Annotated in this window: 12 protein-coding genes; 7 read left to right on the forward strand and 5 right to left on the reverse strand. The window is 29.5% G+C overall.

Annotation, left to right across the window (positions count from 1 at the left end):
* Positions 1 to 54: 54 nt before the first annotated feature.
* The 4 genes from BQ5344_RS00995 to BQ5344_RS01010 form a co-directional block, all read right to left on the reverse strand.
* Positions 55 to 1,653, reverse strand: coding sequence for a prolyl oligopeptidase family serine peptidase (locus BQ5344_RS00995; RefSeq protein WP_071123804.1), 1,599 nt, complete (start codon positions 1,651 to 1,653; stop codon positions 55 to 57).
* Positions 1,654 to 1,724: 71 nt separating this feature from the next.
* Positions 1,725 to 3,119 carry a sucrose-specific PTS transporter subunit IIBC gene (locus tag BQ5344_RS01000; protein ID WP_071123805.1) on the reverse strand — a complete coding sequence of 465 codons (1,395 nt, stop codon included), beginning with the start codon at positions 3,117 to 3,119 and terminating at the stop codon, positions 1,725 to 1,727.
* 321 nt (positions 3,120 to 3,440) lie between these two features.
* On the reverse strand, positions 3,441 to 4,502 hold the full coding sequence (locus BQ5344_RS01005) for an SIMPL domain-containing protein (RefSeq protein WP_071123806.1): 1,062 nt from the start codon (positions 4,500 to 4,502) through the stop codon (positions 3,441 to 3,443).
* Positions 4,503 to 4,579: 77 nt separating this feature from the next.
* Positions 4,580 to 5,710, reverse strand: a complete 1,131-nt coding sequence (locus BQ5344_RS01010) for an SIMPL domain-containing protein (protein WP_071123807.1) — start codon at positions 5,708 to 5,710, stop codon at positions 4,580 to 4,582.
* A 758-nt stretch (positions 5,711 to 6,468) separates the two neighbouring features.
* Here BQ5344_RS01010 and BQ5344_RS01015 point away from each other — a divergent pair.
* From BQ5344_RS01015 to BQ5344_RS01045, 7 genes are all read left to right on the forward strand, one after another.
* On the forward strand, positions 6,469 to 7,422 hold the full coding sequence (locus BQ5344_RS01015; RefSeq protein WP_071123808.1) for a PASTA domain-containing protein: 954 nt from the start codon (positions 6,469 to 6,471) through the stop codon (positions 7,420 to 7,422).
* A 99-nt stretch (positions 7,423 to 7,521) separates the two neighbouring features.
* Entirely contained in the window at positions 7,522 to 8,391 is an 870-nt protein-coding gene (gene rsgA, locus BQ5344_RS01020; protein WP_235846087.1) for a ribosome small subunit-dependent GTPase A, read from the forward strand.
* 33 nt (positions 8,392 to 8,424) lie between these two features.
* On the forward strand, positions 8,425 to 9,063 hold the full coding sequence (rpe, locus tag BQ5344_RS01025; protein ID WP_071123810.1) for a ribulose-phosphate 3-epimerase: 639 nt from the start codon (positions 8,425 to 8,427) through the stop codon (positions 9,061 to 9,063).
* 64 nt (positions 9,064 to 9,127) lie between these two features.
* Entirely contained in the window at positions 9,128 to 9,790 is a 663-nt protein-coding gene (locus tag BQ5344_RS01030; protein ID WP_071123811.1) for a MarR family winged helix-turn-helix transcriptional regulator, read from the forward strand.
* 216 nt (positions 9,791 to 10,006) lie between these two features.
* A complete protein-coding gene (locus tag BQ5344_RS01035; protein ID WP_071123812.1) occupies positions 10,007 to 10,912 on the forward strand; it encodes an Abi family protein in 906 nt (301 codons plus the stop codon).
* Between the two features lie 61 nt (positions 10,913 to 10,973).
* Positions 10,974 to 12,605: an Rqc2 family fibronectin-binding protein gene (locus BQ5344_RS01040; protein ID WP_071123813.1), complete on the forward strand. Its 1,632-nt coding sequence runs from the start codon at positions 10,974 to 10,976 to the stop codon at positions 12,603 to 12,605.
* A 123-nt stretch (positions 12,606 to 12,728) separates the two neighbouring features.
* The gene (locus tag BQ5344_RS01045; RefSeq protein WP_006805017.1) at positions 12,729 to 12,989 is read left to right on the forward strand and encodes an HPr family phosphocarrier protein; all 261 of its coding nucleotides are present in this window, start codon (positions 12,729 to 12,731) and stop codon (positions 12,987 to 12,989) included.
* Between the two features lie 737 nt (positions 12,990 to 13,726).
* Here BQ5344_RS01045 and BQ5344_RS01050 read toward each other — a convergent pair.
* Positions 13,727 to 15,340 (reverse strand): CTP synthase, encoded by a 1,614-nt coding sequence (locus tag BQ5344_RS01050; protein WP_071123814.1) that lies wholly within the window; start codon positions 15,338 to 15,340, stop codon positions 13,727 to 13,729.
* Positions 15,341 to 15,897 lie beyond the last annotated feature (557 nt).

The raw sequence follows: 15,897 nt of genomic DNA on the forward strand, positions 1-15,897 counted from the left end.
ATTAAATTTTCTGATGAAAATCAATTCTATTTTCGACATTAATAATAACATTGACTAATGATTATTGCTTTTTTTCTGAAAATTCATCCACTCAAATACATTTTTAAATGTCTTCCCGTTTACATTGGCCTTTTCATTCCCGCCTTTTCCAGCGTTACTTGGCTCAAATCCAAAAGTTTCGGTATCTTTGGAATTTTTTATTTTATTCCTGTTCTGCACACCTTCCACTTGATTATTCAAAAAATATATCCACGAAAAATGTCCAGGAAATCTTGAATTTGGCACATCTGTCCCAACTACATTTTCATAATACGAATACCACGCATTGTCCACTCCAGCCCTTAATAAATCCCTATACGTTGGAAGCGAGAATTTTTTCGGCGTAACAATTCCGTCATCTGCCGCCGCAATGAACCATACTGGCGTTTTTTTCATCTTCTGAATTTTTTCTTTTGTTACCCACAGTTTCTTAGTTTCTACAAATCTTGAAACTGCACTGTTTTTACCGCCTGCCGAAACTTCAATATTATTTGTCTTATAAGTTCCGTCGCTATTTCTTGCATATTCGTGATAAGCATACGCCTCACAAATCGGTACTGCCGCTGCAAAATAGTCTGGATAAGTAATTATCATATTTACAGTCATGTATCCTCCGTTTGAATCTCCAGCAAGATAAATTCTGCCTGTGTCAACATACGGATTATGTTTTACGTATTCCTTGATTGTATCCATCAAGATTTGAGTGTATCTTGAATTTCCGCTTCCATTTCCATTAGTCCCATCGCCTTCATCCATCCAGTAAGTTGGAGTTTGTACAGCCAAAACAAATGCTCCTTTTGTATCAGTTCCTCCTGCAGTAAAATATTTCTGAATTTCCTCTTTCGCAAGTGCCGAAGTTTCTGTACCCAAAATATCAATATCAGGATCTGTTCCACCTTCCCCTTGTCCGTGAAGCCATATAATTAAAGGTTTTTTTACTCCCAATTTTAAGTTTTCAGGCTCATAAGCTGCCATTTCCAGTTTTAGATTTTCTATTTTTTTAGTAATTGGGTTTTTATAATTTCCACTAAATGAACTTCTGTAATTAAACAATTCTGTATCAGCCGAAACTCTATTATTAATCACATCCTCTTTTTTACTGACTAAATAATCTTTCCCATCAATTGTAGTTTTCCCCTCGATTTCCACAACATATTCTTTTACCCATTCATTAAAAAATTTCTGTCTATTATAAGCAAAGGGCGAACCTTCATATTTCAAGGTATCAGGATTAAACTTATTTTCTAATTCAAGTGTAACAATCCCAGTGTCAAAGGCTTTCTCTCCTTTCTTATCTGAAACATGCACATTTGTTACTTTCCTCTCAAACCCATTTGTCCTTACTTTCCAATCATTTTTATTAAGATTCGTAATTTTATAATCATCCATTTCCAAAATAATCTTGCTCACAGCAGGCCCGCTCTCAAAACCTTGTACAAAAATGTTAATTTTTCTTATCCCGTCATAATTTGATAAATCCACAGTTTTTTCACTCACTTTCACATTTCCAATTTTTTTCCTGCTAATTCTCTTTCTATTACCACGCGTCACCGCATTTCCAATTACTCCAGCAATTAGCATAATAAATAAAATTATTACTAGATTTTTTTTCATAAACAGTCACTCTCCTTATTTTTGGTATTTTTCAAAAAAAGCAGGAGTTAAAGACTCCCGCTAAAATTTTATTATTTATCAAGTTTTACCATTGTATATGTTAATGCAAAACTTACTCCTGAAGCTGCTATTATCGAAATTAAGTATAAAGGCATTTGTGCATTTAAGAATAACAACATTCCCGGTACTACTGTAACTGCCATTCCAGAAGCCTTAAGTCCAAAAATTGAAGCTAAAAATCCACCTGTTGCTCCACCAGCAAGACCCATTAAGAAAGGTTTTCCTTTACCTTTAATTAAGTTTACCCCGTAAATTGCCGGTTCTGTAATTCCTAATGCTGCTGACAATGCTGATGGCAATGCCAATGCTTTTAATTTCGCATCTTTTGTCTTAATACCAACTGCTAGAACTGCTCCAAATTGCCCTGCTACAGCTGCTGATAATAATGGATTAAATGGATTGAATCCATCTTTTGCAAGTAATTGAATTTCTAAGAAGTTAAATATATGGTGTACTCCTGTTACAACTATTAATTGCTGAAGTCCTCCAATTATTATTCCTGCTATTCCAAGCGGTAATTTTAAAATCCATTCTGTAACAATTAAAATATAATTTTCTAGACTGTGAAATACTGGACCAATAACAAATAATCCTAATGTACTCATTACTAAAAATACAATAAATGGTGTTAATAATAAATCTAATGCATCTGGGATAACTTTTCTTAATCTTTGTTCTAATTTTGCTCCTATCATACCTACGAATAATGCTGGTAAAACTGTTCCTTGATATCCAACTACTGGAATAAACTTAAAGAACATTATTGGATGTGCATCTCCCGATGCTACTTGATAAGCATTCGGTAAAGAACTGCTAATCAACATAGAACCTAATACAATTCCCAATACAGGCGATCCACCAAATACTTTAAATGCAGACCATGCAACTAACGCTGGTAAAATAATAAATGCTGTATCTGTTAATACTTGTGTATACATTAAAAAATTAGGATTTATACTTTCTGGCGTTGTTCCCATCAATTTTAATAAATTTTCATTTGTTAATAATCCACGAAGCCCCATAAATAAACCAGTTGCAACCAACACTGGTATAATTGGGACAAAAATATCGCCAAATGTTCTTGAAATTTGTTGAATTATATTCCCCTGTTTTACTGCTTCTTTTTTCATATCCGCTACTGAAGATTCGCTCACTCCTCCAATTCCTTGAACAGCTTCATATACTTTATTGACAATTCCTGTCCCAAAGATTATTTGAAACTGCCCCGAATTAAACATCGTTCCTTTTACTTTTTCAATATTATCTACCTTATCCTTATCAATTTTATCCTTATCAACTACCATAATTCTAAGCCTTGTGGCACAATGGACAAATGAACTTATATTTTCTTTCCCTCCAATAGCCTCTATTACTTCTTTAGCTATTTCTTCGTAACTTTTTGCCATTTCCCTCTCCTTCACAATATTGTTTAAAATTACATTTGTTATAACCCTATTTTGTTTTAAAGTCAATACCACTTTTTTTAAAAACTATTTTAAAAAACAAGATGCTTTATAGTAAAACCACTTTAAAACAGAACTCAAAAGCTATGAATATTTACTCAAACCTTGAGTTTATATAATTTTTAATAGTTTAATTTTAAACGGGTTCGAGTATAATTCATTAGTAAATAGTATCCTATTCAAAATTTATTAAATATTCGCTATTCATAAAAAAATAAAAACTGCCATATTATATAAATACAGCAGTTTTCTTAAATTAGATTTTTAGTTCATTTCAAACTCAATGTATACAGTTTTTGAAATATTTAATTTTTTTGGCGAAATTACGATGTTTCTTCTTGTGGATTCATCGAGAAGTTCTCTGTCACTTTTTTTCACTTGCACTAAATTAGTTGCGTAACTGGCTTCGTTGTAGTAATTGTAGTTGTAATCGTAATAAGGCTGGATAACTCCGTATGATTTATCTGTGATTGTAACAGGATTTTTTAGGTTTAAATCTGTTTTTCCTAAGATAACTTGGGCTTTTTTCAAGGCTTCCTTGTAGGCATTTTCGTAAAGTTCATTTTCCAGCTGCTGCTTATTGTCAATATCGTATTCGATTTGCCCAGTCGTACCGATTCCCAATGTGCTTGCTACATTTATGATGTTTCCAAGATTTTTTAAATCTCTTGTTTCAACTTCTATCTGGTGTGAAACGACTTGGATATTTTTTTTATTGCTTGTTCTTTTTTCAAGGCTCACTTCCTTATTGTCGTATCCTGAGATTTTTACTGAATTTGCGGGAATTCCTGCTTTGATCAATTTTTGCTGAATATCATTAAACTTTGACATTGCATTCTGGTATGCCTGTTTATTTGTCGCATCCTGAGATTCAACAGTGAAAATATATGTCCCGTTTTTACTTCTGTTCAAGGAATAAATCTTTTCAGCTGCAAGAACACTCATAAAATTTTTCAACGCATCAAGAGAAATTCTGTCAACTTCTACTGAAAGTTTTGTTTTATATTCCTTTTTCCCTTTATTTTCAATTACCGTATCCCAATTATATGTTTCATAGGTAGAATATCCTGTCGAATTAATCTTGTTATATTTTGTCCCAGTCTGAGCAAGCAATCTTTTATATCTTTCTAAAATTTTAGAATTTTCAGCACTTGCCTTATCCAGACTTTCGTTTTCAGTCTGAATTGTAAGGGCAATTTTTGCCAAATTTGGCATAATTTCCTTTTGTGAAACTCCTCTAACCTGTATTCTTTTTCCAGCAACTTCGCCATCTGCAAATGACAATACTGAAAAAATCATTATAAGTAACGCTATTATTTTTTTCATTTTAAAATTCCTTTCTAAAATTTAATTTTCATTCTTTAAATATAGTCTAGTATAAATATAAAGTTATGCTATTTTTGTTATTTCATTTCATACATAACTGATATATTTTGCACAAGTTTTAATGGTTTTGGAGTATAGTCAACTCTTGAGCTTCTGCTATCCTTTCGTAAAGATGTTGTCTCTGAATAAGCTGAGAGTTTAGCATTTGAATATTCTGCCATCGGTGCTGCTGCCGCTTCATACTTTACTTCCCAGGCCTGATCAATTCTGTCAATCATTTTTTGCTGAAATTCCACATCTTCACTCACGATAATCGGTGTTCCCAATTTCATCTTACTGGAACGCAAAATGCTTTCTGCCTTCTGTTTTGTCTGATTATAGGCATCTTTGTACATTTCTGACTCAATTCTGTCTTTGTCTGACAAGTCAAAGTTAATTGAGCCGTTTATATTTATTCCATTATCATCAGCAATTGAAATTATTGTATTAAGTTCCTTTATATTTTTTGTCGTAAGCACGAATTCATCTATAACATAGTAAACATCTTTTTTTGTACCTTTATTTTCAGTATAATTTTCTTTTATTTGATAATCGCTCAAAATAATATCACTTTCAGGGATTCCAGCCGAAATCAGCTTTCTTCTTGAAGTATTAAGTTTGTTAAATACTTTATTTAAGACTTGATCAACCGTTGTTCCGTTTTCATTTATGTTAAATGCAAATGTATTTTCATCAAAATTTTTCTGAATGCTTTGCAAATTATCCCCGTCTTCCAAGTCAATCAATGCTGAAATTTTGTTAAAAGCTGTATTTTTTACTAGCATTGACATTTTCACATCATAAGAAGTTGGCTTTTTATCAGTCTTTTTGACAGTTTTATTTGGAACAGTTTTCACATCCAGAATATCTTCATCATCTTGATATTCGATTCCTTTCCTATTGTAAAACGCCTTTGTTTCCAAATTTTCAAGCGATATTTTCCTAGCTCTCAATTCACTTTTAAACTTCTCAATTTTTTTATTAACCTCATTAGTTGTCTGACTCAAGTTACTCCCCTTTTCCTCAATCTTAAAGTTAATCTTTGCCAAATCAGGCATAACTTCCCTTTCTGCATTCCCAGTAACACTTATCTTTCTGACAATATTCTCATTCGCACTAAACGAAATTATGCTCATCAGTGAAAAAAGTGCAATTGCTATCTTTTTCATATTTCCCTCCATAATTTTTATTTATTATTTTTTTAAATTCCATATCTTTTATATAAGTATAACACACGTATATTAAAAGTAAATGAGGGTTTTTATTTTTATTTCAAAATAAAATTAATCAAAAGAATCAAAAATTTTTTTGTTTTAATAAACCGACGGAGCTTTTATTTGTTCGACTACGACTGTTTGACGACTGAAAGGAGGAGTTTCGGAGTTGGGCAAATAAAAGTCGTAGTCTAGCCATAGGTTATTGCGTAGCAATCTTGCCAAATATTTTGATTATCAGGATAAACCTTTACTGCAAGATAAGGATTTACGGCAATGAGCAATCCTACGAAAATAAAAAGAAAAAACATAATAATATGAAAAAATTTTTATTAATTAAAATATATAAAAAATAATTTAATTTAATAATTACGAATTAGCTATTAAACAACCCTATTATGAAAATCTTGTATGGATACTTAAAAATTCGATTTACAAAGTTACCAAATTAATTGTTATAGAATTTCATCTCTATTTTACCTGTCACCTTTTTAACATCATTTAATTCTTTGTTATCTTGTATTAGATTAAATTCCATATTTGTATAAACTACGCTTTGTAATATGTCACATAAATCAATTTCTTCTAGGTAAGATCTCTTAAAAAATATAAAAGACGAATTACAATCTAAAAAAATAAATTTATATCATTTTTTCAATATTTATGATATTATATAGAGTAAAGAATTAACAATAAAAATAACGAGGTGAAAAATGGCCACAAAATATAAATTTAATTATGGAAAATTTTTTAGAACTATTATTGTACTGCTTTGTTTAGTGGCATTAATAAGATTTGGTAAGGATGTTTTTGAACGTCATTTTTTTAACACTAGACTTACAGTTATTCCAGATGTTATGAACCTTGACAAGAAGGATGCTGTAAAATATTTGAAAAAAGCTGGGTTAAAAGTCAAAGTTATTAATTCCAAAACAGAAAAAGTACCACTGGATACGGTTTATAATCAGGATCCACGTCCAGGCAAGGAAGTAAAGGTAAACAGAGTTATAAGAATCTGGGTAAATAATGGGGAAGATGTAAAAGTCCCTAATATTATTGGATTAGAACTGCTTGAAGCAAGATCTCGGTTAAAAGGGCAAAATATTCAAATAGAAACAATTGATTATTATCCATCTAACCAGAAATATAATACAATTTTAGGAGTTTATCCAAAACCAGGTACAAAACTCGAGATTAACCAAAAAATTTCAATACTGGTTTCTTCACAGCAAATGGTAGATCCGTCAGTTATGCCAAATATAACAGGACTTGACTTAAACGATGCGAGAGAATTGTTAAAACAAATTGGACTTGATATTGGAAATATTTCACGTACAAGTGACCCAACATTGCCTGTAAATACGATTATTTCTACAAATCCTGCAGCTGGAACGAAGATTCAGAGAGGACAGAAGATATCAATTGTGTTAAATACTGGAGCCGCTCCTAAAAAACGTGAAAAATCAACAGAAGAAATTATTAATCAATCTCAGGAAGATATAGATAATCAAGAAATAGAAAGAATTATCGACAACACCATTAACCAAATGGATCGGCAAGGTACCGAGCAGCAAAACAATGGAAATTCGCAGTCTTCCCCACGTAATGGTTCAAGAGGCGGTGGAAATAATAATGATTCTGGTGGCGATGAAGATAGCAGCGAATAGTTAAAATGATTAAAAATTTAGAAAGGAGATGGGAGTTATTTTGAATGTTATTTTGAAATTTCTCCCAAATATTTTATTAAAGGAAAAGTTATTAGAAAAATAAAAGGATTTTACTATGTTTTAGATGAAAATTCCAAAAATTTAAATGAAGAAAATATTTATGAATGCAAGTTACGTGGAACATTAAAAGTAAAAAATGATAAAATGAACTGTATTATCGGGGATATTGTAGAATTTGACGAAAAGGAAAAAGTTATTGAAAAAATTGAAAAAAGGGAAAACTTTTTATATCGTCCACTAATTGCAAACATTGATTTTATTGGTATTTTATTTGCAATAAAAAGTCCAAATTTTGATTTTACCAATTTTCAAAAAATGCTGTTAAACGCAAATTCTCAAAATATTCCAATTGTGCTAATATTATCAAAAATTGACTTGGTTTCAGAAGACGAGCTGAAAGAATTTTTTAATAAGTTTAGACAAATTTTTAAAGAAACAATTTCTATTTTCCCAATTTCAACTGAAACGAATACTGGAATTAAGGAATTACAGCAATATATAAATAAAAAATCAGTTGTAATTTCAGGACCATCGGGAGCTGGAAAATCCACGCTTATAAACACTCTAATTGGTAAAGAAGTACTAGTTACAAATGATATCAGCCAGAAAACAAAAAAAGGGCGACATACAACAATAGAAAGCCGATTTTTTATGTCAGCACCACATTCGTACATAATAGACACTCCAGGATTTTCGACATTGGACTTTCCAAAACTGGAAGAAAAAAAGGAACTGGAAAAGTTATTTCCAGAATTTTTAGAATTTATTCCTAACTGCAAATTTCGAGACTGTATTCACGTAAACGAGCCAAACTGTGCAATAAAGGAAAATGTGGAAAATGATAATATTTCGCAAGAACGATATGATTTTTATCTATATTCATTACAAAATATAAAATTTAATAAATAATTTAAAAATAAAAAAAGGAAAGAGTTGATTTTTATGATTAAAGAAAAAAGGACAATAATTGCACCTTCACTGCTTGCTGCAGATTTTAGCAAATTAAAAGAAGAAATTACGGAAGTGGAAAAACTAGGAGCAGAATATCTGCATTTGGATGTTATGGATGGAAATTTTGTACCAAATATCAGCTTTGGAGCTCCTGTTATTTCATCTTTACGAAAACATAGCAATCTTGTATTTGACATTCACCTTATGGTAAACGAACCAGATTACTTAATAGAAGATTTTGCACAATTCTCAGACATAATCACAGTCCATGCTGAAGCTACAAAGCACTTAAACAGAACAATCCAGCTAATAAAATCTTTTGGAAAAAAAGTAGGAATTGCATTAAATCCTTCTACTCCACTGGATGTTATAAAATATGATCTGGATAATATTGATATGATGTTAATTATGACAGTAAATCCAGGATTTGGCGGGCAGAAGTTCATTCCTAAAATGCTTCAAAAAATAAAAGATTTGCGAAAAATTAACCAAAATATTGATATTGAAGTGGATGGAGGAATCAACGCTGAAACTGGAAAATTAGTAAAAGAAGCTGGAGCAAATGTGTTAGTTGCAGGTTCATATATTTTTAGCGGAAATTATAAAGAAAAAATTGAATCTTTAAAATAATAATTTTAAAAAATAAATAAAGTTATGAAAAAGTCAGAAATAAAGTAAGAAAGGAACAATTAAAATGTATGAAAAAATAGAAAATCTATTAGACAAATTCTATAAAACATATTATAAAATTGAAGAAATAAATTTAAATCAGGTAATTAAATGCTTGACTACATCTGAACTTCATATTATTGAAGCGATTGGGGAAAATGAAATTACAATGAATGAACTGTCTGACAAACTAGGCATTACAATGGGAACAGCCTCAGTCGCCGTAAACAAGCTGACTGACAAACAATTTCTGGAACGTTCCCGGTCGGATATTGACAGGCGTAAAGTTTTTGTAAGACTTACTTCAAAAGGAAAAGTTGCGTTAAACTATCATGGAGATTTTCACTCAAATATTCTTGAAAAAATTACAGATGATATTCCATCAAAGAAATTAGAAACATTTATCGAGGTTTTTGAAACAATTGTAAAAAATCTTGATAAAGTCAAAAAAGATATTCAGCCTGAATCAATACTAAATTTTGAAAAAGACGATTTGGTTCAAGTTTCTTCAATAAAAGGAAGTGTTGCAATCAGAAAATATTTAAATGAAAAAGGTGTTATGATAAAATCGCTAATAAAAATTATAAATATTGATAAATATTTGATAACTTTGCTCGTAGATGGGGATGAGAAGATACTAAATATTGAAGATGCAGAAAATATTATGGTTAGAAAAAATGCTCTTTAAGAAAGTCCACTATTACAAAATCATTGAATAAGATAATAATAAAACAACATAAGAACAATGACAATTAAATACAGTAACTGTGATAAATTTTTTGATTTTTTATTGACAATTTTATAAAAATAGAGTAGAATTAATTATATCAAACCCCCTGCAGTATTTTAAATAATACAAGGTTGCATACCTACGCAGGGCTTTTTTTTAGGAGAATTTAAGAAAATGATGGCAAGAGATGAATTTCTGACTTTTAGAGAACAAGTAAAACTCTTTAAAGATAGAGGAATGATTATTACTGATGAAGAAAAAGCTGAAAAAATATTGCAATTTATAAATTACTATAAACTAAAAGAATGCTCGTTACCTTATTTTAAAGATGGACAATACACACAAGACATTACTTTTGATGAAATATTAACTAGATTTTATGAAAATAAAAATTTAAGAATCAATTTATTAAGATTAACCGAAAAAGTCGAAATTTCATTAAAAACTAAATTTTCTTATTTAATAGGTGAAAAATTTGGAGCTTATGGATACCTAGATTTCTATAAGTGGGTCGATAAAACAGAATATTGTAGACATTTCCGAGCATTTAAAGAAAAAGATTTTAAAAAAAGAATAGATAGAAGTTTAGGAAATAGTAAAAATGAATTACTTAAAACATACAAACAAAGTCACAATAAAATACCAATATGGCTAGTAACAGATATTTTGACATTTGGGGAAATACTAGATTTATATAAATTACTATATAAAAAATATCAGAATAAAATAGCTAAAGAGCATAATTTATCTGGAATTATATATTTATCTTGGTTGGAAAATATCAATTTAATTAGAAACTTGTCAGCTCATAATTCAAATATTGTAGATATAAAATTTTCCACAAAGCCCAAAATATTAGATGAATTTAAAAACAAATTATATTTTGTTAATGGTAAAATATCCGATAGGATAGCAGTATCAATTTTAATATTAGAATATTTAGCTTTTGTAATTAATTTAAAATACCCAGATGGGGCTATTAGAAAAAGTTTAAAAAAATTATGCCGTAACAAAACAGATGAAGAAGCTCAAAAATTAGGTTTTAAAGATTTTGAAATAATTAAAAATTTAAAGATATAATCACAGTTATTAATCTAATTGTGATTTTTTTGATAAAAATAAAATATATCAAGGAGGGAATATGCTTTATTTAGATGGAATTGGAATTTCATTTTTAATAAAAGAGATAAAAGAAAAAATATTACGATATAAATTGACAAAAATTTTTCAATATGATAGAGTTTCATTTTCACTTTTTTTTGGAAAGAATAACTTGATTTTTCAAGTAAAGGACAATTCAACAATTTTTTACTTAAAAGACGAAAAAGATCCAAATACTGATTTTCAATCAAAATTTTTGTTATCACTAAAAAAATATTTACAAAATTCAATTTTAATAAATATTCGTCAGGAAGGTTTTGATAGAATTGTATATTTTGACTTTGAGAAGTTAAATCAGTTTGGAGATGTGGAAAAATACACATTAATTATTGAAATTATGGGAAAAGCGAGCAATATTTTCTTAACTAGCAAAGATAAAATTCTCTCTGCGCTTTATTTTACTTCAATTGATGTTGGAAACCGTGTTATTATGACAGGTGCAAGATATACTTTGCCATTTGAGGAAAAAAAGATTTCGCCACTTTATCTGGAAGACGAAAATTTTCCATTTGAAACTGAAACTTTTATGGAAAAAATCGAAGGTGTCGGACGTGCCTTTGCACTGGAATGTTCTCAGGATTATCACACTTTTAAAAAATATTTATCCAGTTATAAGCCAGTAATGTACGAAATTTTAAATCGTGGAAAAATCCAGAAAGTGCTAACTTACAACGAATTTTCTGAATTTAATCAAAAGGAAAATGCAACTTTAGAAAATGAAAGAAAATATTTTGAAACTTTAAATGAAGGTTTAAATGCTTATTTTAAAACAACTATTACTTCCAACGTTATTAGTGAAAAAAAGAAAAATCTACTAAAATACGTTGATTCACAAATAAAAAAATTCAAAAAAATTAAGAAAAATATAAAAGTTGACTTGAAAAAAAATGAAAATTTTGAAAAATATAAAAATATTGGAGATATTTTGGCAGCGAATATGCATCAGATAAAATATGGAATGAAAAAGATTACAGTTTTTGATTTTTATAATAATGAGGAAATTACGATAAATCTGGATCCACTTTTATCTCCAAATGATAATTTAAACTTTTATTACAATAAGTATAATAAAGGAAAACGTACAATTTCAGCCTTAGATTCCAGATTTTTAGACATTCAGAATGAAATAAGATATTTTGAGGAAATAAAAATGTTTATCGAAAAAGAAACTGATTTTATTGGAATCGAGGAAATTGAAAACGAACTGAATTTAACAAATAATGGACATAAATCAAAAAATAAAATTAAATTGAATAAACCAAAAAAACGTGATTTATTGTCGTTTGACTACAAAGGCTTTCAAATCTTCGTTGGAAGAAACAACAAGGAAAATGAAGAAATATCCTTTTCAAAAGGACAGCCTAACGACATTTGGATGCACATAAAAGACATTCCTGGAAGCCATGTCCTTATTTTACGAAATAATAAGGAAGTTCCAGAAGATGTTCTCCTGCACGCTGCAAACCTTGCCTGTGAATATTCTAAAGCAAAAAAAGGGGACAAAGTTACAGTCGACTACTGCGAACGAAAATTTCTAAAAAAAATAAAAAATAGTAAACCAGGAAACGTGATTTATACAAACTTCCACTCTTTATTAATTGATGTTCAATAATTTTTTTCTAAACAAACTATATTGTTTGACTGACTAACAGAAAAAATGTTTTTCAGACTTATTGACAAATACCAAAAACTGTTGTAAAATTAAGGTAGAGATATAATTAAGGAGGATAAATAAATGGCAAGTAAAACAGTTACTATGACAAATCCTACAGGATTACATACAAGACCAGGTGGAGTATTTGTTGCTAAAGCAAAAGAATTTGAAAGTTCAGTAGAAGTGGAAAACGAAGGAAAAAAAGTAAATGGAAAATCTTTATTGAAATTATTATCAATTGGAATTAAAAACGGTTCAGAAGTTACAGTTCATGCTGAAGGACCTGATGCTGATGAAGCAGTTGAAGTATTAGGAGAATTATTAGCAACTATCAGAGACTAATAAATTTGTAGTAATTAAGTAAAATAAAAATATTGTTTTTTATAGATTTGTTATAGAAAATATGTTTTATTGAACTAGAAAAAAAGACTTTCTTATTTTTAAGATTGTCTTTTTTTATTTATTATTTATTTTCAAACTAACTATTCTGTGAATTTATATTTTGAACTGTTTTGTTTAATAATTGTTTTTTCTTATAATAAATCCTATTTAAATAACGAATTTATTACAAACTTCTCCAATAAAGGATAAAAAACTAGTATTTCAAAATAATTAAAATATAATTTTTTTGTTTTAATAAACCGACGGAGCTTTTATTTGTTCAACTGCGACTGTTTGACGACTGTAAGGAGGAGTTTCGGAGTTGGGCAAATAAAAGTCGTAGTCTAGCCATAGGTTGTAGGATTTGCGGCAATGAGCAATCCTACGAAAAGAAAAAATTAAAAAGTTAAATGATTAGGAATCAGTTTATGAATTAGCTATTGAACAACCAAATTTATTCTCATTTTTAAACGGAAGATAATATAATAATTATTTTTTATTAATTTTATACTCAAATCTATTTAAAATTAAACTACTAAAAATTATACAAATTTAAGGTTTGAGTCAAATAGTCATAACTTTTGAATTCAGTTTTAAAACAGTTTTATATAGAATTATTTTAAAATTTATAAAAAAAGCAGAAAAACTCCTAATTAATAAAAATTTTCCTGCTTAATTTGTTTTTCAATTAATTACTATTATTTTTCGCTTCGTTTCTTTAATGCCGCTTTTATCCAGCCTGTGAACAATGGATGTGGACGATTTGGACGGCTTTTGAATTCTGGATGGTATTGTGAGGCTATGAAGTATGGGTGATCCTTTATTTCGATTACTTCCACGTAATTTCCGTCTGGAGATAATCCTACGATATCCATTCCAGCTTTTTCAAATTCTTCTCTGAAAGCGTTATTAAATTCGTATCTATGTCTGTGTCTTTCAGCAATCTGAGTTCTTCCATAAACTCTTGCAGCTAAACTGTCGTCTTTTAATATACATGGATATGCCCCAAGACGCATTGTTCCTCCCATATCTTTCAGACCTTTTTGCTCTTCCATAAGGCTTATAATTGGATATGAAGTGTCCTTTTCAAATTCTGTTGAAGTAGCACCTTTATAGCCAAGCACATTTCTTGCAAATTCTACACACGCCATTTGCATTCCAAGACAGATTCCAAAAAATGGAATGTTATTTTCCCTTGCAAATTTAATCGCTTCAACTTTTCCATCTATTCCTCTGTCGCCAAATCCACCTGGCACTAAAATTCCGTCATAATCAGCCAGTTTTTTCACGTCAAATTCTCCAGCCTTAAAATAGTCAATTTCAACTTTTGTATCAAGATTAAACCCAGCATGCTCTATTGATTCATGAATACTTATGTAAGCATCCTTTAATTCGATATATTTTCCAACAACTGCTACTTTTACAAGTTTTTTAGGATTTTTGAATTTTTCCACCATTTTAGTCCATTCAGTCAGTAATGGCTTTTCATTTCTTATTTTAAAATGCTTGCAAATTACATCGGCAAGTCCTAATTTTTCCATGGTTAATGGTATTTCATAAAGGCTTTTTGCATCAAGCGATTCAATAACCGCTTCTTCATCAATATCACAGAAAAGTGAGATTTTTTTCTTGATATTTTCATCAACAGGATGTTCACTTCTCACTACAATCACATCTGGCGAGATTCCAAGTCCTTGAAGCATTTTTACGCTGTGCTGTGTAGGTTTAGTCTTAAGCTCCCCAGCTGCTTTTAAATAAGGCAATAATGTTACATGAATGTAAGCAATATTTTCTCTTCCAACTTCTCTTTTCAACTGGCGAATCGCTTCAATAAACGGATCACTTTCAATATCCCCAATTGTCCCACCAATCTCAGTAATTACAATATCAGAGTTATTCTCCTCAGCAGCTTTTATAACATTGTACTTAATTTCATCTGTCATGTGAGGCACAGTTTGTACAGTCCCTCCCAAAAATTCCCCACGACGCTCTTTTGCAATAATTTTTGACATAATTTTCCCAGTTGTCAAATTATTATACTTTGTCAGATTCTCATTGATAAATCTTTCATAATGTCCTAAATCCAAGTCAGTTTCTGCCCCATCCTCTGTAACAAAAACTTCCCCATGCTGATAAGGGCTCATAGTTCCTGGATCCACATTTATATATGGATCAAACTTTTGAATTGTAACCTTATAGCCTCTTTCTTTAAGTAATCTCCCTAAAGAAGAAGCCACAATTCCTTTTCCAAGCGATGAAACAACTCCACCTGTAACAAATATATATTTTGTTGAATCATTATGTGTATTCATTTTTCCTCCTATTTTCTATTCCTATTTATTCAATTTTAAATATTTTGGCATTTTTATAAAATATCACTTAATTTAGTAAGATATTATTTTTTAAATTATTCTATTAAATCTCTTTTTTCAATTTTGATATATGATGATTAATAAGTATTTTTTTTATTTTTATTTATATTCAAGTTTATTTTAAGCAGGGAGATCAATCGCCATCTCCCCTGTTTCGCAATAACAGTTATTTTAGCATAATTAACTAGTTAACACTTAATAATGTTCGCGAAAGTTCTACGAACTACCCACGCTTTACGCAAAACTTTCTTATAGAAAAAAATAGAACTTGCTTTTGAATATAGATTATTTCATCATAAATAACTATATATAATTCAAAATTTATTCCAAAAGTTCAGACAGCTATTTTTCTTCTAACGAAATTTTGCTTATTTTTTGTTTTAGTTAAATTAATTGTTTTAATTAAACTAAAAATGTCGTGATTTTTTAAAATAAAATTATCATGAGTTTTTACATTTTTTCAGTTTGTTGCAATATATTTGCCACAAAAAAAGAGG

The sequence above is a fragment of the Leptotrichia massiliensis genome (genome assembly GCF_900104625.1).
GTDB lineage: Bacteria > Fusobacteriota > Fusobacteriia > Fusobacteriales > Leptotrichiaceae > Leptotrichia > Leptotrichia massiliensis.